Below are 22,969 nucleotides of genomic sequence, written 5' to 3' on the forward strand. Positions count from 1 at the left end.
GGAGCGGACTCCGGCACGCAGGGTGGGATACCGCGATATTTCGGGCGCGCAGCGCCCACTCGCTGCCGGTCACTGGGGATGCGCGGCGGGTCAGCCGGTCACCCACCCCCGTGTGGTGCAGTCGGGGCAGCAGGCCGGGCCAAGAAGGGGATCTCGCGCGGCCGTGGCGCCCGGACCGTCCGACGTGGCCTGTTGCGCCACCAGCCGGGCGAACGCGCCATCCGGCGACATGATCGGCATGATGAACATCGTCGCAGTGGCCCCCAGGGGTGGGGCGGCGGCGCGGGAACGGGGGCGGTGCACCGGCGGCTGTTGCCGGGGCGGGTCGCAAATGCGCGGATCGAGGGTGACACCAGGATCCTGACGATGCGGGACGGGCACGAGGTCCGGGAACTGATCGTCGGGATCGACCACGAGCTGCGGCGGATGGCGTATTCCGTCGTGGGTGGGCAGCGGATGTCGCTGACCTATCACCACACATTCTTTCAGGTCGATCCGGAAAGCGCCGGGCACTGTCGGCTCCTGTGGGTGACCGATGCGTTACCACATGACGCGGCCGCGGATCCGGCCGAGAATGGAACGCGGAATCGCCGAGATCAAGGCCGTTCTCGAAAGCCAGTGACCGGCATCACTCGATCGGGTGGAGCAAGAAATGTGCGGAGAGTGACCACCGAACGAACGAAGTGGAGCGGACCGCGCGGCAGCACACCCGGCACGACCACGCCGGAAACGGAACGGTTCTACATGGCCTGCGGCCGCTGCCGCCCCACCTGATCCGTGGCGACATAGACGCCGCGGCCCTGGTGACCCTGGAGTTCACCGAGGGTGTTGAGCATGCGGATGGCCATCTTGACCGGCTCGGCACTGCAGCTGTAGGCGACGGTGAGTTCGGCGATGGAGGGCAGCTTGTCGCCGGGCTTGAGATCACCGTTCGCGATCTTGGTGCGGATGTCAGCCATGATCTGCTGGTAGATGGGGGTGGCGGGCATGGTGAGGAACTCCCTTGGTCAGCGCCTGCCATGACATCACGCTGAACCTCGGATAACAAGCATTCCAAGAATCCTCAGTATCCACAGTTGACTTGGAATGAGATGCATTCTAGGTTTTCGATCCGAGGGCCCGCCGTTCTGCTCTTGGTCAGCAACTTTGGGTGACGAAGGCGGGCCCTCGCCACCGATCGGGGCGCGTCCCCGAACGCCGTGTTGCCGCCGGAGACCCCCCTCGCCGCACCTCGCGGCCGCTCCGCGGCAACTTGGAATGCATAGAATTCCACGAAGGGATGTTGCAGTGGCATCACTGCTGAACCGGCCGCTCAGCCGCCGGACGCTGCTGGCAGGCAGCGCCGCGGCCGGCGTCGGCCTCACCGGGCTGGCCGCCGGCTGCACGTCGGACGACGGCGCGGAGACCGCGGCGCCGAGCGGCGAGCTGCGCAAGACCACGTACATGACCGCGTTCGGTCTGCCGGGTCGTGAGGCGGCCGGTGCGGTGGCGAAGGGCAAGGGCTTCTTCACCGAGGCCGGGCTGGACGTCGAGATCCTCGCGGGCGCGGCCGGTGAGAAGAACTACGCGGCGATGGAGTCCGGGCAGGTGGACTTCGGCGCGGTGGACTGGTCCGGCGCGGTCCCGCGGTACGCCAAGGGCGGCAAGGCCGTGAAGATCGTGGCCGCGATCCACTCGCAGACGCTCATCTCGATGGTGACGCTGCCCAGCACCGGCATCACCGGCGCACGCCAGCTGATCGGCAAGCGGATCGGCGTGGGTGCCGGCGCGGCGCCGAAGTCGGTCTTCCCGGCGTACGCGTCGGCGTTCAACATCGAGCCGGCCGAGCTGAAGACCGTGCAGTGGCAGGAGGTCGCGCCGGACCAGGTCGCGGGCCTGCTCATCGCCGGCAAGGTGGACGCGATCGGCCTGTTCGTCGCGGGTACGCCGGGCGTGCGCAAGGCCGCGATCGGCAAGGGCCTGATCACCAAGGAGCAGGACCTGGTGGTGCTGCCGTACAGCGACGGCCTGACCGACCTGATGGGCAACGTGCTGACCGCGCGCACCCAGCTCATCCAGGAGCAGCCGCAGCTGGTCCGCGACTTCACGAACGCGCTGATGAAGGGCCTGGACTACGCGGTCAACAACCCGGAGGAGGCGGCGAAGATCCTGGCCGAGCAGGTGCCGGAGACCGACCCGGAGGTGGCGGCCGCGGAGCTGGTCATCATGAAGAACTACGTCTACCCGCAGGACACCACGAAGCCGGTCGGCTTCATCGACGTGGCCCGCGCGGCGAAGGGCGCGGCCATCCTCGAGGGCGTGCTCCAGCTGCCACCGGTCGACGTCGGCGACATGATCGACTTCAACTTCGTTCCCGGCGGTACGCCCGTGGCGGCGTCCGCGGCGGCCAAGTGAGGCGCGCGTGACGGACATCCGGCCGTACCCGCTGAGCAATCTGCACGCGGCGTCGGGCGCGCATCACGACGCGCTCAGCGACCTGCTCGACGACGACACCATGTACCGGATCATGAGCCTGATCGACCGGGAGAGCTTCCCGGCCACCGGGCTGCCGTCCGGCACCTGGGCGGGCGCGAGCATGCTGGAGGTCGGCGCCGGGGCCGGCAGCGTGGCGCAGAAGATGCGCTACCTGGTCGGTGACTCGGGCCGGGTGGTCGCGCTGGACCTGCACCCGGCGATCGCGCCGGACGGCAACCTCGAGGTGGTGCAGCTCGACCTGCTCTCCGGCGAGCCGCTGCCGGCCGGGCCGTTCCACCTGATCCACGCGCGGCTCACGCTCGGCCATCTGCCGCCGCGCAAGGAGATCACCGCGCGTCTCGTCGAGCGCCTGGCCCCGGGCGGGTGGCTGTGCCTGGAGGACTTCCGGGCGCGGCGGGCGAACATCGCGGTGGCCGGTGCGGGCGCCGAGATCGTCGAGGAGTTCCAGCGGACCGTGGGTGAGAAGGTCTTCGACGCACACGGTACGGACCCGGGCTGGGCGCCGAGCATGCACGGCGTGCTCACCGGGCTCGGTCTGAGCAATGTGGAGACCAGGACGTTCAGCTCGTACTGGGGTGGCGGGAACGCGGGTGCGCGCTTCCTGACCGCGATCCACGCGCAGACGTACGACAAGATGCTCGCCGCCGGGATGGCCAAGGACCGGCTGGACCGGGTGCCGGAGATCATGGCGCACCCGGAGACGCTGATCCACGGCCACGAGGTGTTCTCGGTGGTCGGCCAGCGCGTCTGAGAAACGTGCCGGGCGTGCCCGCGCACACCGGGACCGCCATCTTCCCGGTGTGCCCGCGCACGCCCGGCACCATCCTATGAGGAGCACCGGGTGTCCCTTCGTGCAACCTTCCTGCCCACCGCCGGGGTCGTCGGTGTGGTGCTGGCCTGGTGGTCGTTCACCGTGCTCGGCGGCGTGCCGGAGTTCTTCCTGCCGTCGCCGCCGCAGATCTTCGACGCGTTCCTGCAGAAGCCGGAGTACCTGCTCGGCGAGGCCGTCGTCACGCTGATCGAGACGCTGGCCGGGTTCGCCATCGCGACCGCGGCCGGTCTGCTGATCGGCGTCGGGCTGGCCGCGTCGGCCACCGCGGACCGGATCACGCTGCCGGTCTTCGTCGCACTCAACGCCGTACCGAAGGTGGCCCTGGCTCCGTTGTTGCTCTTCTGGCTGGGTTTCGGGTTCCCGCCGAAGATCACCCTGGTCGCGATCATGTGCTTCTTCCCGATCCTGCTCGCGGTCAAGCAGGGGCTGACGTCCGCACCGGCCGAGTCGCTGGAGCTGGCCGCGTCGCTGTGCGCGAACCGCCGGCAGACGTTCCTGAAGATCCGCTTCCACTACGCGCTGCCGCAGATCTTCCTCGGGCTGAAGACCGCGATCAACCTGGCCGTCATCGGCGCGGTGGTGGCCGAGCTGTCGAACCCGGAGCGCGGTCTCGGCACCGTGATCAGCCGCAGCACCTCGAACTTCGACACACCGGCCGCGTTCGCCGCGATCGTGCTGCTCGCGGTCATCTCGGTCACGCTGTTCTACGGCATCGCGCTGATCGAGCGGCTACTGCTGCCATGGGCCCGGGAGATCAGCGGCTAGCGAGCCAGCCGCGCAGGATCGCGGCGAGCGCCCGCCGGCCGAGATGCACCGCGCGGTCCGGGCCGATCGTGCCGAGGTGGCCGAGCGACGCCATCCCGTGCAGCGTGCCCCAGACGATCTCGCAGGCCTCGTCCAGCTCCAGCGCGACCGCGTGCGCGGCGGACCAGTCGGCCAGCGCCCGGTAGGTCAGCCCGACCACCGGATCGGCGGCCCGCTTCCGCGCCTCGGCGCCCAGCAGCGTGTTGGTCATCGCCTGGTAGAGGTACGGATGCGCACCCGCGTAGCGCAGGTAGGCCTCGGCGCCGTCCAGCACCCGGTCCCCGGCGCCCGCGATCGCCGCGCCCATCTCCGCGTGCAACTGCCGGTACCCGTGTTCGACCAGCGCCAGCAGCAGCCCGTCCTTGCCGTCGAAGTGCTGGTAGACGATCGGCGGCGTGTACTCCACCTCGGCGGCGACCCGGCGCACGGTCAGCCCGGCCGCGCCCTCCGACTCCAGGATCTCCAGCGCCGCCGCCACGATCCGGTCGCGGACGTTCGCCCGTTCCCGCTCCCGGCGCTGCCGTACCGCACCGCTCGTTGACATCTCCTCGGACACGCCTCCAACTTAACAGTGTTCGAAAATCTAACAGTGTTAGGCGTGCCGCATGTATGACGTTCCGGAATTCCTGACCCGTGATCACTATGAGGCCCTGGTCATCGGCAGCGGCTTCGGCGGCGCGGTGGCGGTCTGCCGGCTGGCCCAGGCCGGCGTGGACGTCGCGATCGTCGAGCGCGGCCGTCGCTGGCCGGCTGGCAGCTTCCCGCGCGACCTGACCCGGCTCGACGACGGCTGGCTGTGGGCATGCAACCACGGTCTCTACGACGCGATGCCGCTCAACGACATCCTCGCCGTGCGCGCCGCCGGGTACGGTGGCGGCTCGCTGGTCTACGCGAACGTGGCGGTCCGCTCGCCGCAGGCCGTGTTCGACGGCTGGCCCGCGCCGTACAGCCGCGCGCACCTGGAGGAGCACTACGACCTCGCCGCGCACATGCTGGACGTGGCGCCGGTGCCGCAGGACCGCGAGCTGCCGCCGAAGAGCCGCCTCATGGCCGAGGCCGCGGACCGGCTCGGGCACCGCGACGGCTTCTTCCACCCCAACCTGGCCGTCACGTTCGCCGACCGCGGCCCGGGGCAGACCAACCGCTTCGGCGTGCCGCAGCGCGGCTGCACCTACTGCGGGCAGTGCGACATCGGCTGCAACGTCGGCGCGAAGAACAGCGCACGATGCATCTACCGACCTATGTGTCCGGTCAGATGAGCCGCGGCATGCAGACGATGCTGTCGTCCGCGCGGTCGTTCGCGAGCCGGCTGGGCACGAACCGGACCGCCGTGCTGCTCGCGATGGGCGCGGACCACGCGGACGGCCGGATCGAGCTGCGCGGCAGGAACAACCGGCTGCGCGTGGTCTGGGACACCACCCGCAACGACCCGCTCTACACCGAGCAGCAGACCGTCTCCGGGGCCATGGTCCGCGCGCTCGGCGGCACCCCGTTCACCACCCCGACGTGGCGGATGTTCCGGCAGCCGGTCACCGTGCACAACCTCGGCGGCGTGCCGATGGGCAGCGCCGCCTCGCCGGACGGCGAGGTGTTCGGCCATCCCGGCCTCTACGTGCTCGACGGCGCGCTGCTGCCCGGCGCGACCGCCGGCAACCCGTCGCTGACCATCACCGCGGTCGCGGAGCGCTGCATCGAACGGGCGGTCCGCCGGATCACCGGCGACCCGTCCTGGCGGGCGCCGGAGCGTGACAGCCTGGTGCCGCGCCCGATCCCGGAGGACACGGCCGTGGCGGCGGTCGCCCGGCGTGCCGCGGTGCTGCGCCGCCCGGCCGGGGTCCGCTTCTCCGAGGTGATGACCGGCACGGTCCGGCTGCCCGGCCCGGACGGGCTGCCCGGTGCCGCCCAGCTGCGGCTGTCCGTGGACATCCCGGACCTGGACGCGCTGATCGGCGATCCCGCGCACTCGGCCGCGGTCTACGGCACGATCCGGGTGGCCGGACCGACCGCTCAGCCGGTCATGGTCGCCGGGGGGCGGCTGCACCTGCTCGCCACGGTCGACGGCGGCCCGGCGCGCACCATGACGTACCAGATACCGTTCACCGACGACACCGGCCGCCATTGGCTGCTGCACGGCACCAAGCACGTCCGCCGCGGCCGGCGCACGAACCCGTGGACCGCCACCACCCGCCTCGCCGTGGCCGTCGTCGACCCGGACGAGCGCTACGACGCGGTCATCCCCACCGGCCGGATGACGATCACCGCGCGCGAGGCCGCCCGCCTGCTGACCACGATCCGCCCGACCGGCGCCGGCACACCGGCCACGGTCGCCCGCTTCGGCCTCTTCCTCACCGGTGAGGTGGGCCGCGCGTTCCTGCAAGGAACCTCAAGATAGATGCTTCCGCTTCCGGCGTGGTCACTTCGCCCCCATTCCCGTGGAGGCGCTGGCCGCGTATGCCGGCCGTGCTTACCGGGCGGCCGGCTACCGGCCCACGTAGCGGTGATGCGTGCTCACCGCCCGGAATTTCCGGATAAAGTCCTCTGCCACCGCACCTGGTGATCGCTTCCGTCGCGGGCCGGGAACCTGAGTGATCAATCAGTGGAGCGAAAAGGACGTCATCTAGCGAAGTTGATATCCTTTTTGCTCCACTGATTGATCACACAGGGCTGGGCGGCGTCACTCGCCAGCGGCGGTGCTTCTACCTCCAGGGTGAGATATCGCGATATTTCGGGCGCGTAGCGCCCGATCTACGCTGCCGAGCGGGGTTGCAGCATCGAAGGTTGCCGCCGCGGAGCGGGAGTTGCCGTTGCCGGACGGAGGCGCCGGCTGCGGGAGGCTGCCGCCGCAGGGCGGGGGTGCCGCCGCGCAGCCGGGTTGCCACTGCGGGACCGGCGTGCCGCAGCGGAGGCTGCCGCCGCAGGGCGGGCGCTACCGCCGCAGAGCGGGCGCTACCGCCGCAGAGCGGGCGCTACCGCCGCGCAGCCGGACTACCGCCGCGCAGCCGGGTGCCGCTGCGGAGGTTGCCACCGCAAGCCGAAGTGTCGCCCGGAACCGGGCGCGGCACGGAACCGGAGCGCGGCACGGAACCGGAGCGCGGCGAGCGGGACCGGAGCGCGGCGAGCGGGACCGGAGCGCGGCGAGCGGGACCGGAGCGCGGCGAGCGGGACCGGGGATAGGCGACGGAGTTGGTCACGCGGGCGAACCTGGCGGTTCACTCGACGTCGCTGGCGCTCCGTTCGATTCCCGCCGAGGAACCGATTCCGGCGTGTGGAAGCCGGGCGTGGGGCGACCGGAGGCCTCAGCGGGCGGGCCGGCCCGGCAGTACGTACGGGCTGTGCAGGTGCTGGCGGAGCGCGCGGACGTCGAATGCGACCCGGTCCCGGGCGTCCGGGTCGCGGATGGCCAGCGACATCAGCGCGGCCAGCCGCGGCGTGTGGCTCTCGGTCAGGCCGGTGTGCACGGCCTCGGCCACGCCGAGGCTGAGCGCGGGCGCACCGCCGAGACCGGGAAGGTCGTCCCGGATCTCCGCGTCGATGCCACCGGCGGCGAGACGCTCACCGGCCCGGGCCGCGTCGAGCCCGGCCGTGCGGGTGTCGACCCAGAGCTGATGCCCGCCGGTGTAGCCGCGGTCGGCCGCGAGCGGTGGCAGCCCGGCGGCGGCCAGCGCGTCGCCGAGCGCGCGGGCCGTGCGCACGATCGCGCGTGCGTAGGCCAGCCCGGCCCGGGACTGGAACTCGGCCAGCGCCAGCCCGAGCGCGCACACCGCGGCCAGGTGGTGCGAGGCGATCAGGTCGCGTTCGGCCGCGAACACGGCCTCGGCGACCGGCGCGGTACGCATGGCCAGCACCCCGTGCTGCGGCCCGGGGAACGCGGTGTGGGTGGACCCGCCGATGCTGTCCGCGCCGAGGTGCAGCGGGTTCGGCAGCAGACCACCGAAGATCAGCGGCATGGTGGCGGAGATGTCCACGTGCGTGCGCGCGGCGCCGGTCGCGGTCAGCAGCTCGGCCAGCGGCAGCGGGAACAGGCCACCGTCCTCGAAGAGGATCAGCGCGGGCCGGTGTGCCGCGGTCGCGGCCGCCAGCGCGGCGGGGTCCGGCCGGTACGGGTCCGCGTGCCGGACGTGCACGTCCGTGTAGCGCATGCGGCGGACCAGCCGGGCGGTGCGGCAGACGCCCTCGTGCGCCGCGTGCACGATCAGCACGGTGGCGCCCGCCGGTGCGTCCAGCGAGGCGAGCACGAGCGTGGTCGACTGGGTGCCGGACAGCGGGCGGGCGGAGACGTACGAGGCACCGGTCGCGTCGTGCAGCAGCGGCAGCGTCACGTCGGTCTCGATGCGGGCGGCGTGCCGGCGGGAGGGCAGCGTCCAACCGCCGGGCTCACCATCAATGTTGAAGAACGCGCGGGCGGCCGCGTCCGTGCCGTACGCGGCTCCGGCCAGCCGGGACCCGGCGTTCTCGGTCGGGACCAGCGAGATGATCCGGGCCGCGCGGCGCTGGTGGCTGGAGAGAGCGTCGAGTCCGGCGGACAGCAGATCCTCAACGTCGACCACGGCGGGCACGGTCCTCCTCGGGGCACGGGTGCTGCGGGCCGCGGCAGCCTAGGGCGTGCAGAGAGGGACTCTACGTGAGTAACCGGATCGCCGCAGTCCGTGCTGTCATCGTGCCGTACCAATGGGTGATATTGAAGCTCTTCCACCGGTACGTTCGACCGCCGTCGATCCAGAATGGAGGATCAGTAGCTCGTGTAGGTGACGGTCTCGGTGTAGGTGACGCTGACCTCCTCGGCCGCCAGCGACGTGTAGCCGCCCGGCACCTCGTAGGTCTCCTCCGCGACGCCGTCACCGTCCACGTCGTAGGTGGCGACATCGGCGAGCCCGTCGCCGTCCAGGTCCGCGACGGTGAGGATGCTGCCGTCCGGGTACTCCTCCGCCACCACGTAGTCGTCGGTGCCGTTGCCGTCCGCGTCCATCATGAACTCGTAGATCTCGCTCATCGCCGTACTCCCTGTCGCGTGGTGCTTGCTGTGTGACAACGACATTAGGCGGCGGGCGGGCGCGGCGAATCCCGGGAATGTGCCACGAGCAGGTCGCCCTCCTCCGGCGTGGACGTGACGAACCGGCGGCCGTCCTCCGTCCGGGCGATCACGACCGCGTCCTGCCCGGGTTTACGGGTGTACGTCTCCACCGTCATCGGCCCGGGCCGGGATTCGCACACCGGCACCGCCGGCACCGCGTCCAGCCGGGCCTGGATCGCGGCGCTGTCGTCCGCCCGCCACGGCGCCGGTGCGGTGGAGTAGACGCCCACCGAGTACTTGCTGAGGAACCCGCCGTTCGCGCCGACCAGCCCGAACGTGCCGGGCGCGCGCCGGGCCCGGCGGACCGTCTCCACGATCGCGTGCAGCGCGTAGTCGTTGCCCGGACCGCCGAAGAACGGCAGCCCGCCGGTGACGGTCAGCCCGCGCGGGTCGTCGGCCGGCAGCCCGAGCCCGTCGCAGACCGCGAACACCGCGATCGGGAAGCAGCTGTACAGGTCGATCGTGGCCAGGCCGTCCAGCCCGATGCCGGCGAGGTCCAGCGCGTGCCGGACCGCGGCCACCGCGGCCGGGTAGGCGGACAGGTCCGGCCGGTCCAGCACGTCGCGTTCACGCAGGTCGGCGTGGCCGTGCAGGTACACCCACCGGTCCGGCGGGATCCGCAGCCGGCGCGCGGCGGCCACCGAGGCCAGCAGCACGGCCGCGCCCTGGTTCACCTTGTCCCGGGAGACGAGACATCGCGGGTAGGGGTCCGCGATCATCCGGTTCGAGGGCGTCTCGGTGATCAGCTCGGCCGCGGTCCGGACCGTGCGCGCGGCCGCGTGCGGGTGCCCGGCCGCTACCCGGCTGAACGGCGCGAACAGCGCGCCCATCGTGACCGCGTAGTCCGCGTGGGACAGGCCGAGGCGGGCCCGGCGGGCGTGCTCGAACAGCGCGTACTGGCCGGGCGGGTCGAGCAGGCCGTGCGCGGCGAGCTGAGGTGGCGCGAGGCCGTCCAGCCCGTACCCCCGGTCCTCGATCTGCCCCCGGGTGCGATCGGTGAAGTCGGGCCGGTCGCCGGCACGGGCCAGACGCGCGACCGTGGAGATCGCCTCCGCGCCGCAGACCAGCGCGGTGTCCGCGCGCCCGGCCGCGATCTCCCCGGCCATCTCGGTGACCAGCCGCTGCGGCGCCTGGCCGCCGGTGACCTCGAGGATCGCCCGCCTCGGCGCCTGCCCGAGCCGGGCCGCGACCGCGCGCGGGAAGTTCTCGGCCCGGCCGAGCGGCGCGTGCGACCAGGGCGTGGAGATCTCGAACTGGCGGACCGCCGCGATCACGTCGACGGCTGCCGCGCCGACCGCCGCCGCGGCGGCGGTCGTGGCCAGGTCCACCGGCGACATCGCGCGGTAGTCCGGGTCGGCCGGGCGCTCGGACGCCTCCCCCACCCCGATGATCACCGGCGTGCGGTCGTCGATCACAGCTGCCGGCCCAGTGACGCGATCCGGGCCGCGCACTCCTCCGCCATCGTCCGGGTGATCTCCGCAGCCGGGCGCAGACCCCGGAACGAGCCGACCACCTGCCCGACGAAGAACGACTCGAGCGCCAGCGCGCCCTCGTGCCCGGCCGCGGCCGCGTCGTCGATGCGCTGCCAGGCCTCACCGGTCAGCAGCGGCTGCAACGGCAACGGCAGCGGCGCCGGGCTGCCCGGCCGCTCCCACTCGTCGTGCCAGGCACTGCGCAACTGCCGGGCCGGCTTACCGGTGCGGGTCGGCGAGCGCAGCGTGTCCGCGCTGGACGCGGCCACGAACTTCGCCTTGATCGCGGCGTTCGCCACGTCCTCGTGACTGGACAGCCAGATCGAGCCGCACCACACGCCGGCCGCGCCGAGCGCGAGCGCGGCCGCCATCTGCCGCCCGTCCGCGATCCCGCCCGCGGCCAGCACCGGCGTGTCCCCGGCCAGGTCGACGATCTCCGGGGTGAGGACCATGGTGGCGATCGTGCCGGTGTGCCCGCCGGCCTCGGTGCCCTGCGCGATCAGCAGGTCGACACCGGCCGCGAGCTGGCGTGCCGCGTGCTTCGGCGCGCCGACCAGCGCGGCCACGATCACACCGGCCGCCTTGCCGCGCGCGACCAGATCCGGCGGTGGCGTGCCGAGCGCGTTCGCGATCAGCGAGATCCGGTGCTGGAACGCGACGTCGAGCAGCGCCGTCACGCCGGCCGGGCTGACCCCCGCCGCGAACTCGTCCGCGACGTCCCGGGTCCCGGTCGGCGGGATGCCGTAGCGGGCGAGCAGGTCGTCGACGAACGCGAAGTGCGCGGCTGGGATCTGCGCGCGCAGGCTGGCGATCAGATCATGCGGGTCCCCCTTCGCGAACGTCGACGGCACCAGCAGATCCACACCGTACGGCCGGCCCCGCACGCGCTCCTCGATCCAGGTGAGCTGCGCGTCCAGCTCCTCCGGCGCGTACGCGGACGCGGCCAGCACGCCGAACCCGCCCGCGTTCGTCACCTCCGCCACCACGGCCGGTGACCGGTTGAACCCCACGATCGGATGCCGTACGCCGGTCAGCTCCGTGAACGCGGTCCGCATCGACGTGCTCCTTTCGGTCGAGTGTCCGTCGCATCGTGCCCCGCGCGCCGCCCGGCCCGCTAGCCGAACGCCCGGTCGATCTCCTCGCCGGTCAGTGAGCGGGCGCGGAACGTGGTGGTGCCGGGACCGAGGAGTTCGAGCGCGGCGGTGCGGGCGGCGCCGTAGGCGGCCCAGGCGAGGGCACCGCCGGTGGAGACGCGGCGGACGCCGAGCGCGGCCAGCTCCGGGACGCTGGGTGCGCCGGCCACGGCGAGCACGTTGACCGGCGCGTCCACCGCGGCGACCACCCGGGCGATGTCGTCCGGCGTGCGCAGGCCGGGGGCGTAGAGCACGTCCGCGCCGGCGTCCCGGTAGGCACGCAGCCGGTCGATCGTGTCGTCCAGCTCGTCGTGGCCGTAGAGGTGGTTCTCGGCGCGCGCGGTGAGCACGATGCCGTGCCGCGCGCAGGCCTCCGCCGCCTCGGCGACGCGCGCGGTGGCGTCCGTGGCCGGGGTGACCGCGCCGCGGGCCGGGTCGTAGTCCTCGATGGAGAGGCCGGCGGCACCGGCGTCCGCGAGCGCGTCCACGGTCGCGGTGACGTCGTCGAAGCAGCGTTCCGCGTCCACGTTGAGCGGCACGCCGATCGCGGCGGTGAGCGCGGCCGTGTGCGCGCACAGGCCGGCGAGCGTCCCCCGCTGGTCGAGCGTGCCGAGGCCGGCGGCCAGGCCGGAGGACGTGGTGGCGAGCGCCGCGAAGCCCAGGCTCTCCAGCAGCCGGGCCGAGCCGGTGTCCCACGGGTTCGGCATCACGAACGTGCCGGCGGCGTGCAGTGCGCGGAAGCGGTCGCGGAGATCGGTCATGGGCCTCAGCGTACGATCTCCGCCATGCAGGATCGGGGACTCGAGACATCCGTCGACGCCGTCATCGCCGCGCTGGAGGCGTTCGACCGGGAGGCGTTCGGCGAGGCGATGCAGGACCTGGCGCAGGCTACGCCGCGGTCCCGGCCGGACGAGGTCGCGACCGCGCTCACCCGGCTGGCGCCGGTGCTGGCGGAGCTGCCGATCGGCATCGGCGGGCACCTGGCGCAGCTGGCCGGCAGCATGGTCGACTTCGGTGGCACGCCGGACCTGGTGCTGCCGGTGCTGGTCGAGCGCGCGTGCGAGGTGCTGGAGGCCGCGGCTCGGTTCCGCGCGCTGCACGAGAAGGCGTACGGCGAGGCCCCCGACCCGGACGACCACGAGGCGATCGGGACCACGATCGAGCGGTTCGCCGACGGGGCCGCGGCGCACGGACTGTCCGAGGTGGAGGGTCAGACGCTGATCGAGGCGTGGTTCACCGCGGGTGTCTGGGTGCAGCCGGTGCTCTACCTGGCGCAGCGCCGCGACGTGCGGGTGTCGCTGCCGCAGCGCGAGCGGCTGACCGCGGCGGTCGAGGCGACGCGCGAGCAGATCGGCACGGCCGGCTGGCTGCACGGGCTGCTGCTGGTCCTCGACGACGAGCCGCTGATCGTGCTGCACCGGGCGACCGGCCGCGCGTTCGAGGTGACGATCAGCGGGATCGGCGACAACTTCCAGCTGCACACGCTGCTGGCCGCCGCGATCCTGGACGGCGACGACCGGCCCTCAGAGGAGGAGATCGCGGCCGCGACGGACGGGCCGGAGCTGGAGCCGGAGGGCGGCATGACCGGCCGGGTGAACCTGGTCGACGGCGAGGGCACCTGGATCTGGAACGAGGGCCGCCCGGCGGACATCCCGGTCTACGAGGGCGCGCGCGTGGTGGTGCTGGACCCGCCGCCGTACCGGCGGACCTGGAACACCGGCCGGCCGTACCCGCTGATGGTCCCGTCCGTGACCGCGGAGCAGCTGCCGTCCGCCGAGGCCGCGGCCTGGCTGAGCAAGGTCAAGCCGGCCGCCTGACGCGTGTCCACCGACCGGTGGACAGCCGGATTCCGTCCACCGGTCGTCCCGTCGGCCGCCGTGCGCGGCGAAGAATCGAACGCATGGCAGTCATCGAGGTACAGGACCTCAGGAAACGGTACGGCCCGCACACGGCCGTCGAGGGCGTCACGCTGACCGTCGCGCGCGGCGAGGTGTTCGGGCTGCTCGGCCCGAACGGCGCCGGTAAGACCACCACGGTGGAGATTCTGGAGGGCTACCGCCGGCGCGACGGCGGCACGGTGCGGGTGCTCGGCGAGGACCCGGGCCACGCCGGGCGCCGCTGGCGGTCCCGGATCGGGATCGTGCCGCAGGGCGCGCAGGACGGCGGCGAGCTGACGGTCCGCGAGTACGTCCGGCACGTGGCCGGCTTCTACCCCCGGCCGCGCGACCCGGAGACCGTGATCGAGCGCTGCGGCCTGGCCGAGAAGGCCGGTGCGAAGCTGCGCACGCTCTCCGGCGGGCAGCGCCGGCGGGTGGACGTGGCGCTCGGCATCATCGGCGACCCGGAGCTGCTGTTCCTGGACGAGCCGACCACCGGCTTCGACCCGGAGGTGCGCCGCGCGTTCTGGTCGCTGATCCGCGACCTGGCCGCGGACGGCACCACGATCGTGCTGACCAGCCACTACCTGGACGAGGTGGAGGCGCTCGCGACCCGGCTGGCGGTGCTCGCCGGTGGCCGGATCGTGGCCGAGGGCACGCCGCAGACGATCGGCGGCCGGACCGCGGAGTCGATCGTGTCCTGGCGGGACGGCGACGGCCCGCAGCGCGTGGTGACCGACGCGCCGCTGCCGCTGCTGGCCACGCTGACCGGCCGGGCCACGGCCGTGACCGACCTGCGCGTGCAGCCGCGCAGCCTGGAGGACGTCTACCTGGAACTGATCGGGGAGAACCGATGACCACCGACACGCCGGCCATGCCCTCAACGCTGCGGATCGGCCTGGCCCGCGGCGTGGCCGAGGTGCGCGCCTACTTCCGCGAGCGGGACGCCGTGGTGTTCACGTTCGCGCTGCCCACGGTGATCCTGATCCTGCTCGGCATGATCTTCGACGAGCCGCTGGAGGGCGTGCCGGACGCGACGGTCAGCCAGGTGTTCGCGGCCGGCATGGTCGCGTACGGCATCCTGTCCACCGCGTTCATCAGCATCGGGATGGGCATCGTCGCCGACCGCGAGGACGGCACGCTGAAACGCCTGCGCGGCACGCCGGTCACGGCCGGTGCGTACCTGATCGGGAAGATCGTGCTGGTGGCGGTGACCACGGTCGCGTCCGTCGCGCTGATGCTGGCCGTCGCGGTGCTGCTGTTCGACCTGGAACTGCCCAGCGACACGGGGCGCTGGATCACGTTCACCTGGTTGATGGCGCTGTCGGTGGTCGCGTGCACGCTGCTCGGCATCGCCGCCAGCACGCTGGCCCGGTCCACCCGCAGCGCACCGGCCGTGATGAACCTGCCGGTGCTGGCGTTGCAGTTCACCTCCGGGATCTTCGTGCACATCTCCACGCTGCCGGATGGGATGCTGACCGTGGCGTCGTGGTTCCCGGTGAAGTGGATGGGGCAGGGCTTCCGGTCGGTGTTCCTGCCGGACGCGGCGGCCGCACAGGAGGTGGCGGGATCGTGGGAGCACGGCAGGATCGCGCTGGTGCTGACCGCGTGGTGCCTGGCGGGCCTGGCGCTGTGTCTGGCGACGTTCCGCTGGACGGACCGCCGCACGCGATGAAGCGCTGGGTGTGGCCGTGGGACGTCTTCCTGCTCACCGCGCTGGGCGTGGTGATGGTGGTGACCGCCCGGCACCAGGAGGTGTCCCCGGCCGCCCGCGCGGTGTCGGTCACCGCGCTCGCGCTGGCCGCGGCCGTCTGGGTGTGCTGGGGCCGGCGGATCGCACCGCGCGACGACGAGGGCGTACCGGAGGGCGGCGTCTGGTTCGGCGTCGTCCTCGTCGTGCTGTTCGTGGTCGCGGTGTCGGCGGCGGAGATCAGCACGTTCGCGCTCTTCGGGATCGCGCCGATGCCGTTCCTGTGCATGCGGGTACGCCCGGCGGTGCTCACGGCCGCGGTGCTCAACCTGACGCCGCTGCCGGTGGACCTGGCCAAGCAGTCCGGCTGGGAGGAGCTGCTGATCGACGCGGGCGTGGCGGTCCTCGGGCTGACGTTCTCCGCGCTGATCGGCACCACGATCGAGCGGATCTCCGCGGAGAGCCGGGAACGGGCTCGGCTGATCGAGGAGCTGGAGGCGAGCCGGGCCCGGGTGGCGGCGCTGTCGCACGACGCGGGTGTGGCGGCCGAGCGTGCCCGGCTCGCCGCGGAGATCCACGACACGCTGGCGCAGGGGTTCACCAGCATCGTCACGCTGGCCCAGGCGATCGAGTCGGAGCTGGACACGGACCGGGCCGCGGCCGACCGGCACCTGGCGCTGGTGCTGCACACGGCCCGGGAGAACCTGGCCGAGGCGCGCGCGATGGTGACCGTGCTGGCACCGGCGGACCTGCAGGGCCGGTCCCTGGCGGACGTGCTGTCCCGGCTGGCCGCCGCCCATCACGCGACGTGCAGCGTGGAGTCGGACGGTTTCCCGACCGCGGTCGAGGTGGTGATCGTGCGGACCGTGCAGGAGGCGCTGACGAACGTCCGCCGGCATGCGCGGGCGGCCACCGTCACCGTGGATCTCGTGCGGAACCGGCTGACGATCAGCGACGACGGCGACGGCTTCGACCCGGGCGTGCGGACCGGCGGGTACGGCCTGCGCGGCATGCGGGCCCGCGCCGAGCAGATCGGCGCCCGGCTCACCGTCACGTCCGCACCCGGCGCCGGAACGACGATCACATTGGACGTACCCTCATGATCAAGATTCTGCTGGTGGACGACCACCCGGTGGTCCGGGACGGACTGCGCGGCATGCTCGGCGCGGAACCCGGTCTGGACGTGGTCGGCGAGGCCGGGTCCGGCGCGGAGGCGGTGACCGCGGCCCGCGCGCTGCGCCCGGACGTGGTGCTGATGGACCTGCGCATGCCGGGCGTGGACGGCGCGACCGCGACCGGCCTGATCCTGGCCGAGCTGCCCGGCACCCGGGTGGTCGTGCTGACCACGTACGACACGGACGCGGACATCCTGCGTGCGGTCGAGGCAGGCGCGTCCGGCTATCTGCTCAAGGACGCCAGCCGCGCGGAGCTGACCGGCGCGATCCGGGCGGCCGGGCGCGGCGAGACCGTGCTGGCCCCGGCCGTGGCCGGCCGGCTGGTCCGGCAGGTGCGGCAGCCGGCCGCGCCCGCTCTGTCCGCGCGGGAGCTGGAGGTGCTGCGGCTGGTCGCACAGGGCCACACGAACGCCGAGATCGGCCGCCGGCTGCACATCAGCGAGGCGACCGTGAAGACGCACCTGCTGCGCACGTTCGCGAAGCTGGACGTCTCCGACCGGACGGCCGCGGTCACCACCGCGATGTCGCGCGGGCTGCTGTGACCGCGGCCGTCCCGTTCCACTAGTAGCGGACGACGATCACCACCCGGCGATTGAACTTCTGGCCCTTGCCGAGCCCGTTGACACCACCGGCGCCGACCGTGGAGATCGGCGCCGTGACACCGAGCTTGCGCAGGTGGGCGCGGACCGCGTTGGCACGCTTGAGGGCCAGCCGCTTGTTGGCCTTCGTGGCGGCCTTGCCCCTGCTGTCGGTCTCCGTGTAACCGGTGATCGTGATCGCCTTGGCGCTGGTCAGCGCGCCCCGGAGGTCACGCAGCGTGCGCTGGGCCTTCGGGCGCAGCTTCGCCGACAGGTGCGGGAACGTGAACGACTGCAGCGTCACCGTGTTGTTCACCGGCGCGGTCACGTTGTTGATGCTCTTCGCCTTGCACGTGTCGTCGAGCACGACGTAGCTGGAGTCCTCCAGCTTCGCCCCGCCCGGCGCGGTGCCGGTCAGCACCAGCCGGTGGGCGCCACCCTTGACACAGGCCTTCGCGGGCATCGTGATGACCGCGTTGAACGCGCCCGCCGCGTTGGTCGTGCCGCGGGCGACCTCGACCGGCGTGGAGTACATCGTCAGCGTGTACGGCGAGGACGGTTGCAGACCGCCGCCGCTGACCGTGGCCCGCGCCCCCTGCAGCGGCGCGTCCACGGCGAGCTGCAGGTTCAGGTTGATCCGCGGCGGGTCGGCCGGATTCGGCACCGGTGACGTGACGACCGGGCCGGGCGTGGTCGGGACCACGGACGGGGCCGCCGAGGTCGGCGCCACGGACGGCGAGGCCGACGGGCTGACCGACGGGGCCACGGACGGCGTGACGGACGGCGCCGCGGTCACCACCGGCGTGTCCGGGCCGGTGAACGGCGGCACCGGCGGCTTCGTCCGCACCAGCTTCACCACCATGCCCGGGTACATGAGCGTGGAGTAGACGTCGCCGTTCGCGGCGACCTCCACACCGGCGGGCACGCCGACCTCGGTGGTCAGCGCCGGACCCGGCGTCACCGCGTATCCGCCCTGCGCGGCGATCTGCGCCGCCACCGCCACCGGTTCCACGTCGGTCGCCTGTTCGGGCGCGGTGAGCTGGTCGATGCTCGCGCCGTGACCGATGCCGGCGATGACGCTGATCGCGCCGTCCATCGTGTCGACCTCGGCGATGACGCCGTAGGCGGACGTCGCGTACAGCTTGGCTCCGGTCTGGTCGAGGTGCAGGCCGACCGGGGCGAAGAACATCCACTCGCTCAGCAGCTCACCGGTCGACGCGACCTTCAGGATCCGGCTGGCCTTCGTGTCGGAGATGTAGACCGAGCCCTTGCTGTCGACCGCGACACCCCGCGGGTCCGGGATCGACATGAGCGTCGCCGGCTGGTTGAACACGCCCTGCGTCGGCGTGCCGTTGCCGTCACCGGCGATCACCTCGATCATCGGCGGGCTCTGTGTGACGTCGATCCTCGCGACGACGTGGGACTCCTCGTCGCCGAAGTAGAGCCAGTTGCCGTATGCCGTCATCTGGGTCGGCGTGTCGACCTGCCCGTTGAGCGGCGAGCCCTGGACACCGGTGCCGGCGAAGTGCGTCAGGTTCCCGTTCGCGTCGGCCCGGTAGATCCACCCGTCGTCGGCACCGCCGATGTACAGGTTGCCCTTCAGCCAGGCCAGGCTGACCGGCCGGTCGTAGAACGTGTTGCCGTTGCGGGGCACGCAGCCGTCCACCGTGCCGACGAAGACGGAGAGCTGCCCGGCCGGCGTGATCTTCTCGACCGCGCAGTTCTGGGTGTCCGCGACGTAGAGGTTGCCGGCCGGGTCGAACGCCATGTCGGTCGGCTGGTTCATCCGCGACGCGCTCGCCGGCCCCACCACCGGCAGACCGCTGCCGTCGTTGCTGCCCGAGACGATGGACAGCGTGTACGCCGCCGATGACGAGATCGGAATCGGCTCGGCCGAGGCCGAGGGTGCGACGGCCCCCACCGCCGCCACCAGCCCGGCCCCCGCGGCCGCCACCGCGGCTCCCGCGAACCAGTGTCTGTGCACTTTCACTGTTCCCCCCGTGGATCGGATATTCGTACCGACGTCGCCCGTGTCGCGTCACGTCGAACCCCACCACCTTAGGTCCGATTTGCCGGATTAATAAGGGAACGCAGCAACACCCGGCGATCGCGGGAACTGTTCCCGTGCCGCCGCCGACCAACGCTCCGAACGATCATCGAGGAGGACTGGACTGATGGGTAGGACCTCGCGTTTCGGTGCCGGACTGGCGCTGGCACTGGCGCTGAGCGGGCTCACCGCGTGTGCGAACGACGACAGCACGGCCGCCGCACCCGCACCGAGCGCCACCACCGCGGTGAACGCGCCCGCGGCGACGTCCGGGCTGACGATGAAGGACCCGTGGATCAAGGCAGCCGACGAGGGCATGACCGCCGCGTTCGGCACGCTGGTCAACGGCGGCAGCACCGACGTCACCGTGGTCTCCGCGGCGACCGAGGTGTCGCCGATGATGGAGCTGCACGAGACCACCATGGTCAACGGCGCCATGCAGATGCAGCCGAAGCAGGGTGGCTTCACGATCCCGGCCGGCGGCGAGCACGTGCTGGAGCCGGGTGGTGACCACATCATGATGATGGGCCTGACCACGCCGGTGAAGGCCGGCGACGAGATCGCGCTGACGCTGACGCTCGGCGACGGCTCGACCGTACGGTTCACCGCGGTCGGCAAGCCGTTCACCGGGGCCCAGGAGTCGTACGCGCCGGGCGCCCACGGCGGTGCGATGCCGTCGATGTCGGCCGGGGCGCATTCGTGACCCCACGCCCGATCAGCCGGCGCGGGCTGTTCACCGGCGGTGCCGCCGCACTCGGCGGCGCCGTCGCGGGCGGTGCGGTGACCGCCGCGCTTCCACCGGAGACGCCGGCACCGGCCGTGCCGGTCCTCGTCGACCACGGCCAGGCGATCGAGCCGTTCTACGGCGCCCGGCAGGCCGGTGTCGAGACGATCCCGCAGGCGCACGGCGCGTTCGTCGCGTTCACGCTGCTGCCCGGCACCGGCCGGGACGCGCTGGGCCGGATGATGCGGCTGCTCACCGACGACGCGGCCCGGCTCACCCGGGGCGAGGCACCGCTGGCCGACACGGAGGCGGAACTGGCCGTGGTACCGGCCCGGCTGACCGTCACGTTCGGCTTCGGGCCCGGCCTGTACACGGCCGCCGGCCTGCCCTCGCCGGTGACGCCGCTGCCCGCGTTCCCGCAGATCGACCGGCTCGAGGACCGCTGGAACGGCGGCGACCTGCTGATCCAGATCTGCGCGGACGACCCGATCACGGTCACCCACGCGCAACGCATGCTGATCAAGGACAGCCGGCCGTTCGCGACGGTACGGTGGGTGCAGCGCGGGTTCCGGCGCGGCGCCGGCATGGAGGCCACCGGCCGCACCCAGCGCAACCTGCTCGGCCAGCTGGACGGCACCGCGAACCCGGCGGCCGGCACGCCGTCGTTCGGCACCGCGGTCTGGCGCGCGGACGGCTCCACCCAGCTGGTGGTCCGCCGGATCCGCGCCGAACTGGAGGAGTGGGACCTGCTCGGCCGCACCGACAAGGAGAACGCGGTCGGCCGGAGGCTGGACACCGGCGCGCCGCTGACCGGCACGACCGAACTGGACGAGCCGGACTTCGCGCGGCTGGACGCCACCGGGTTCCCGGTCATGCCGGACTTCGCGCACGTCACCCGCGCCCGGCAGACCGACGACCGGCTGAAGATCGTGCGCCGGCCGTACAACTACGACGACGCACCGGCCGCGGACGGGACCGCGGACTGCGGGCTGATCTTCGCGGCGTACCAGGCGGACATCGTCGCGCAGTACGTCCCGATCCAGACGCGCCTGGCGGAGAAGGACCTGATGAACGAGTGGATCACGCCGATCGGCTCGGCCGTGTTCGCGATCCCGCCCGGCGTGCCGGAGGGCGGCTGGATCGGGCAGCAGGTGCTGGCATGATCCGCCGGGTGCTGGCCGCCGCGCTCGCGCTGACGCTCGCGGTGCTGGTCCCGGCCGCGCCCGCGTTCGCGCACAACCGGCTCACGTCGTCGGTGCCGGCCGAGGGCGCGCGGCTGGACGCCGTACCCGCGGAGATCGTCCTTGAATTCGCGGAGGCGCTGAACCCGGCGTACACCCAGCTGATCGTGACGGACGCGGCGAAGGCGCGGGTCGCGGTCTCCGAACCGGCCGTGGACGGTGCAACGGCGAAAATCACCTTCACGGGTACGCCGGGCGACGACGTCTACACGGTCGCGTACCGGGTGGTGTCCAAGGACGGGCATCCGGTGCAGGGGTCGTACACGTTCACGGTCGGTGCCGGTGCGCCCGCGGTGGTGTCGTCCGCTTCCCCGGCCACGGCTTCCCCGGCCACGGCTTCCCCGGCCGCTGTTTCCTCCGTCTCCGTTTCCTCCGTCTCCGTTTCCTACGGGGTGATCGCGCTGGGGGCGGCCGTGGCCGCCGCCGGCGGTGCGGTCGTGTTCTGGCTGTTCCGCCGCCGCCGGACCGCGGCCTAGCGTCCGTCGTGCCGTCCCGCCCGCACGGGGCGGCACGACGGTCTCAGAAGGCCGGCACCCCGGTGCATGCGGTGCTGGCGTGCCGCGCGCCCGCGCGAACGAAGGTCAGCGAGGTGTGGCGCGCACCAGGGTGCGGAGGCGGTGACGGCCGAGCCAGAGGGCAGCGGCGAGGGCGGCGCCGACGACGGGCAGCGTGTGCGCCGCGAGCGCGGGGACCGGCGTGATGACCGCGTTCCGGCCGCAGCCGGCGATGCCGACGTCGGCCGCGACGGCGGTGCCACGCAGGCTGATCCTGAGCGCGGTGCTGCGGATGCTGCCGGCGCCGGACGGGGCGCTGCGGGCGTCCAGCAGCAGCGTGGCCACGCCGGGGATGTCGACGACGGTGTTCGGGCCCGCGGAGAGCGACAGGTCGCGCAACGGCAGGCCGAGCAGCAGCACGGACGCGTTCGCCAGCGAGGCCCGGGCGACCGGCGCGGCACCGGCGACGGCGCGGCAGGACGCGATGATGGCGTCGGCCTTGACGGTGGCGAGACCGCGGAGGTTGATCTCGATGCCGCCGCCGGAGACGTCGCAGCTGCCGTCCTTGCCGACCGTGATGGTCCCGCCGTTGCCGACCAGGCCGGCGCATGCGACCGAGGTGCCGTCCGGGTACGCGACCGCGCGCTGCACCAGCGCGCCCGCGGAGATCAGCGTCTGCTCCCCGAGCAGCCCGAGCCCGGGCGCCGCGCCGGACGTCTGCGTCTGCTGCTCGCCGCTGTTGCTCGCCGCGCTGACCGGCGTGGTCACCGGCCCGCCCGGCAGCGTCAGCGAGGCCGCCTGCGCCCCAGCGGTGGACGTGTCCGCCATCGCCGGCGCGGCCTGCCCGGCCAGGAGCATCAGGCAGGCTCCGACCGTCACCACCGCCGCACGTACTCCGATCCGTCGCTTGCCCATCGATCCCGTCCCACCCGGAGTCACCGAACGTCCCCCGCACCGATCGACCGGCCGCCCCGGCCCCGAAGCGCTACGCCCGGACCGCACCAAACCCGCACCGCAACGACGGGTCACGCCGGGACCAGGCCACGCCTGGCCGGCCGCGCCTGGCCGGGCCACGCCGGGCGAGGGCTGCGGGATAGCGCCGGGACCTTTCGCGACGCGAGTCAGGGCGACGGCTGCAGGCGGGTGAGGCGGGCGCGGATGGCGCGTTGGAGGATCGTGGGGTAGACGTGCAGCACCGCGGTCAGGGCTGTGCGCCAGGCGACCGCGGTCCACGCGCCGGCGATCGCGGCCACGACGGCCAGCAGCGTGCCGGCCGCGGCCAGCACGCTGTGGGCGAGCTCCGAGCGGCGGGTGTCGCGGTCGAAGGCCGCGCCCGGCGGACAGGCGGCACGTCAC

At 72.8% G+C, this 22,969-nt stretch carries 23 protein-coding genes and 1 pseudogene; 13 read left to right on the forward strand and 11 right to left on the reverse strand.

From position 1 onward, the window contains the following. Nucleotides 1-90 precede the first annotated feature (90 nt). Together J2S42_RS06530 and J2S42_RS06535 are read right to left on the reverse strand one after the other, a co-directional pair. Entirely contained in the window at nt 91-513 is a 423-nt protein-coding gene (locus J2S42_RS06530; protein WP_307236223.1) for a hypothetical protein, read from the reverse strand. A 227-nt stretch (nt 514-740) separates the two neighbouring features. Continuing rightward, nucleotides 741-989, reverse strand: coding sequence for a winged helix-turn-helix domain-containing protein (locus J2S42_RS06535; RefSeq protein WP_307236225.1), 249 nt, complete (start codon nt 987-989; stop codon nt 741-743). Between the two features lie 298 nt (nt 990-1,287). Between J2S42_RS06535 and J2S42_RS06540 the strand changes: the two genes are divergently transcribed. The 3 genes from J2S42_RS06540 to J2S42_RS06550 all read left to right on the forward strand — a co-directional run bounded on the left by J2S42_RS06540 (nt 1,288) and on the right by J2S42_RS06550 (nt 4,072). Continuing rightward, nucleotides 1,288-2,394, forward strand: a complete 1,107-nt coding sequence (locus J2S42_RS06540; RefSeq protein WP_307236227.1) for an ABC transporter substrate-binding protein — start codon at nt 1,288-1,290, stop codon at nt 2,392-2,394. A gap of 7 nt (nt 2,395-2,401) precedes the next feature. After that, nucleotides 2,402-3,226, forward strand: coding sequence for a class I SAM-dependent methyltransferase (locus J2S42_RS06545; RefSeq protein WP_307236230.1), 825 nt, complete (start codon nt 2,402-2,404; stop codon nt 3,224-3,226). Between the two features lie 90 nt (nt 3,227-3,316). Beyond that, complete coding sequence (locus J2S42_RS06550) at nt 3,317-4,072, forward strand: ABC transporter permease (protein WP_307236231.1); 756 nt, start codon at nt 3,317-3,319, stop codon at nt 4,070-4,072. Here the strand turns inward: J2S42_RS06550 and J2S42_RS06555 are convergent. Beyond that, nucleotides 4,062-4,667, reverse strand: coding sequence for a TetR/AcrR family transcriptional regulator (locus J2S42_RS06555; protein ID WP_307236233.1), 606 nt, complete (start codon nt 4,665-4,667; stop codon nt 4,062-4,064). The genes J2S42_RS06550 and J2S42_RS06555 overlap by 11 nt on opposite strands. A 49-nt stretch (nt 4,668-4,716) precedes the next feature. Here J2S42_RS06555 and J2S42_RS06560 point away from each other — a divergent pair, with 49 nt between their 5' ends. Beyond that, nucleotides 4,717-5,370, forward strand: coding sequence for an NAD(P)-binding protein (locus J2S42_RS06560; protein WP_307236235.1), 654 nt, complete (start codon nt 4,717-4,719; stop codon nt 5,368-5,370). 8 nt (nt 5,371-5,378) lie between these two features. Continuing rightward, nucleotides 5,379-6,503 (forward strand): GMC oxidoreductase, encoded by a 1,125-nt coding sequence (locus J2S42_RS06565; RefSeq protein ID WP_307236237.1) that lies wholly within the window; start codon nt 5,379-5,381, stop codon nt 6,501-6,503. 904 nt (nt 6,504-7,407) lie between these two features. Here the strand turns inward: J2S42_RS06565 and J2S42_RS06570 are convergent. The 5 genes from J2S42_RS06570 to J2S42_RS06590 form a co-directional block, all read right to left on the reverse strand. Beyond that, nucleotides 7,408-8,658, reverse strand: a complete 1,251-nt coding sequence (locus J2S42_RS06570) for a PLP-dependent aminotransferase family protein (RefSeq protein WP_307236239.1) — start codon at nt 8,656-8,658, stop codon at nt 7,408-7,410. A 182-nt stretch (nt 8,659-8,840) separates the two neighbouring features. Beyond that, on the reverse strand, nt 8,841-9,101 hold the full coding sequence (locus J2S42_RS06575; protein WP_307236241.1) for a hypothetical protein: 261 nt from the start codon (nt 9,099-9,101) through the stop codon (nt 8,841-8,843). Between the two features lie 44 nt (nt 9,102-9,145). Further along, nucleotides 9,146-10,597, reverse strand: coding sequence for an acetyl-CoA acetyltransferase (locus J2S42_RS06580; protein WP_307236243.1), 1,452 nt, complete (start codon nt 10,595-10,597; stop codon nt 9,146-9,148). After that, the gene (locus J2S42_RS06585; RefSeq protein ID WP_307236245.1) at nt 10,594-11,709 is read right to left on the reverse strand and encodes an NAD(P)H-dependent flavin oxidoreductase; all 1,116 of its coding nucleotides are present in this window, start codon (nt 11,707-11,709) and stop codon (nt 10,594-10,596) included. Before J2S42_RS06585 ends, J2S42_RS06580 begins: the two co-directional genes overlap by 4 nt. A 59-nt stretch (nt 11,710-11,768) precedes the next feature. Further along, nucleotides 11,769-12,548 (reverse strand): isocitrate lyase/PEP mutase family protein, encoded by a 780-nt coding sequence (locus J2S42_RS06590; protein ID WP_307236247.1) that lies wholly within the window; start codon nt 12,546-12,548, stop codon nt 11,769-11,771. Between the two features lie 24 nt (nt 12,549-12,572). Here J2S42_RS06590 and J2S42_RS06595 point away from each other — a divergent pair, with 24 nt between their 5' ends. The 5 genes from J2S42_RS06595 (at nt 12,573) to J2S42_RS06615 (ending at nt 17,071) form a co-directional block, all read left to right on the forward strand. Further along, nucleotides 12,573-13,604 carry a hypothetical protein gene (locus tag J2S42_RS06595; RefSeq protein WP_307236249.1) on the forward strand — a complete coding sequence of 344 codons (1,032 nt, stop codon included), beginning with the start codon at nt 12,573-12,575 and terminating at the stop codon, nt 13,602-13,604. A 74-nt stretch (nt 13,605-13,678) separates the two neighbouring features. Beyond that, nucleotides 13,679-14,521, forward strand: a complete 843-nt coding sequence (locus J2S42_RS06600; protein WP_370879371.1) for an ABC transporter ATP-binding protein — start codon at nt 13,679-13,681, stop codon at nt 14,519-14,521. Then, nucleotides 14,518-15,339 carry an ABC transporter permease gene (locus tag J2S42_RS06605; protein WP_307236253.1) on the forward strand — a complete coding sequence of 274 codons (822 nt, stop codon included), beginning with the start codon at nt 14,518-14,520 and terminating at the stop codon, nt 15,337-15,339. Before J2S42_RS06600 ends, J2S42_RS06605 begins: the two co-directional genes overlap by 4 nt. Beyond that, nucleotides 15,297-16,457, forward strand: a complete 1,161-nt coding sequence (locus J2S42_RS06610) for a sensor histidine kinase (RefSeq protein WP_307236255.1) — start codon at nt 15,297-15,299, stop codon at nt 16,455-16,457. Before J2S42_RS06605 ends, J2S42_RS06610 begins: the two co-directional genes overlap by 43 nt. Next, on the forward strand, nt 16,454-17,071 hold the full coding sequence (locus J2S42_RS06615; RefSeq protein ID WP_307236257.1) for a response regulator: 618 nt from the start codon (nt 16,454-16,456) through the stop codon (nt 17,069-17,071). The genes J2S42_RS06610 and J2S42_RS06615 overlap by 4 nt, the downstream gene beginning before the upstream one ends. Nucleotides 17,072-17,090: 19 nt before the next feature. On the opposite strand, the gene J2S42_RS06620 is transcribed toward J2S42_RS06615, so the two are convergent. Further along, nucleotides 17,091-19,091 carry an OmpA family protein gene (locus tag J2S42_RS06620; RefSeq protein WP_307236259.1) on the reverse strand — a complete coding sequence of 667 codons (2,001 nt, stop codon included), beginning with the start codon at nt 19,089-19,091 and terminating at the stop codon, nt 17,091-17,093. Nucleotides 19,092-19,281: 190 nt separating this feature from the next. Here J2S42_RS06620 and J2S42_RS06625 point away from each other — a divergent pair, with 190 nt between their 5' ends. The 3 genes from J2S42_RS06625 to J2S42_RS06635 are packed head-to-tail and all read left to right on the forward strand — an operon-like array spanning nt 19,282 to nt 21,595. After that, a complete protein-coding gene (locus tag J2S42_RS06625) occupies nt 19,282-19,857 on the forward strand; it encodes a copper chaperone PCu(A)C (RefSeq protein WP_307236261.1) in 576 nt (191 codons plus the stop codon). An 11-nt stretch (nt 19,858-19,868) separates the two neighbouring features. Next, the gene (locus tag J2S42_RS06630) at nt 19,869-21,041 is read left to right on the forward strand and encodes a Dyp-type peroxidase (protein ID WP_307248641.1); all 1,173 of its coding nucleotides are present in this window, start codon (nt 19,869-19,871) and stop codon (nt 21,039-21,041) included. Next, nucleotides 21,038-21,595, forward strand: coding sequence for a copper resistance CopC family protein (locus J2S42_RS06635; RefSeq protein WP_307236263.1), 558 nt, complete (start codon nt 21,038-21,040; stop codon nt 21,593-21,595). The genes J2S42_RS06630 and J2S42_RS06635 overlap by 4 nt, the downstream gene beginning before the upstream one ends. 105 nt (nt 21,596-21,700) lie before the next feature. Here J2S42_RS06635 and J2S42_RS06640 read toward each other — a convergent pair whose 3' ends face one another. Together J2S42_RS06640 and J2S42_RS06645 are read right to left on the reverse strand one after the other, a co-directional pair. Continuing rightward, a complete protein-coding gene (locus tag J2S42_RS06640) occupies nt 21,701-22,495 on the reverse strand; it encodes a choice-of-anchor P family protein (protein ID WP_307236265.1) in 795 nt (264 codons plus the stop codon). Between the two features lie 239 nt (nt 22,496-22,734). Continuing rightward, nucleotides 22,735-22,929 (reverse strand): annotated as a pseudogene (locus tag J2S42_RS06645) (glycosyl-4,4'-diaponeurosporenoate acyltransferase CrtO family protein); the annotation flags it as partial. Nucleotides 22,930-22,969: the final 40 nt, after the last annotated feature.

Source organism: Catenuloplanes indicus (genome assembly GCF_030813715.1).
GTDB lineage: Bacteria > Actinomycetota > Actinomycetes > Mycobacteriales > Micromonosporaceae > Catenuloplanes > Catenuloplanes indicus.

Excerpts from the sequence above, each read along its gene's own strand:
- J2S42_RS06535 (WP_307236225.1), bottom strand. The coding sequence starts at position 989 with ATGCCCGCCACCCCCATCTACCAGCAGATCATGGCTGACATCCGCACC.
- J2S42_RS06560 (WP_307236235.1), top strand. The coding sequence starts at position 4,717 with ATGTATGACGTTCCGGAATTCCTGACCCGTGATCACTATGAGGCCCTG.
- J2S42_RS06565 (WP_307236237.1), top strand. The coding sequence starts at position 5,379 with ATGCAGACGATGCTGTCGTCCGCGCGGTCGTTCGCGAGCCGGCTGGGC.
- J2S42_RS06575 (WP_307236241.1), bottom strand. The coding sequence starts at position 9,101 with ATGAGCGAGATCTACGAGTTCATGATGGACGCGGACGGCAACGGCACC.
- J2S42_RS06585 (WP_307236245.1), bottom strand. The coding sequence starts at position 11,709 with ATGCGGACCGCGTTCACGGAGCTGACCGGCGTACGGCATCCGATCGTG.
- J2S42_RS06590 (WP_307236247.1), bottom strand. The coding sequence starts at position 12,548 with ATGACCGATCTCCGCGACCGCTTCCGCGCACTGCACGCCGCCGGCACG.
- J2S42_RS06595 (WP_307236249.1), top strand. The coding sequence starts at position 12,573 with ATGCAGGATCGGGGACTCGAGACATCCGTCGACGCCGTCATCGCCGCG.
- J2S42_RS06605 (WP_307236253.1), top strand. The coding sequence starts at position 14,518 with ATGACCACCGACACGCCGGCCATGCCCTCAACGCTGCGGATCGGCCTG.
- J2S42_RS06615 (WP_307236257.1), top strand. The coding sequence starts at position 16,454 with ATGATCAAGATTCTGCTGGTGGACGACCACCCGGTGGTCCGGGACGGA.
- J2S42_RS06625 (WP_307236261.1), top strand. The coding sequence starts at position 19,282 with ATGGGTAGGACCTCGCGTTTCGGTGCCGGACTGGCGCTGGCACTGGCG.
- J2S42_RS06635 (WP_307236263.1), top strand. The coding sequence starts at position 21,038 with ATGATCCGCCGGGTGCTGGCCGCCGCGCTCGCGCTGACGCTCGCGGTG.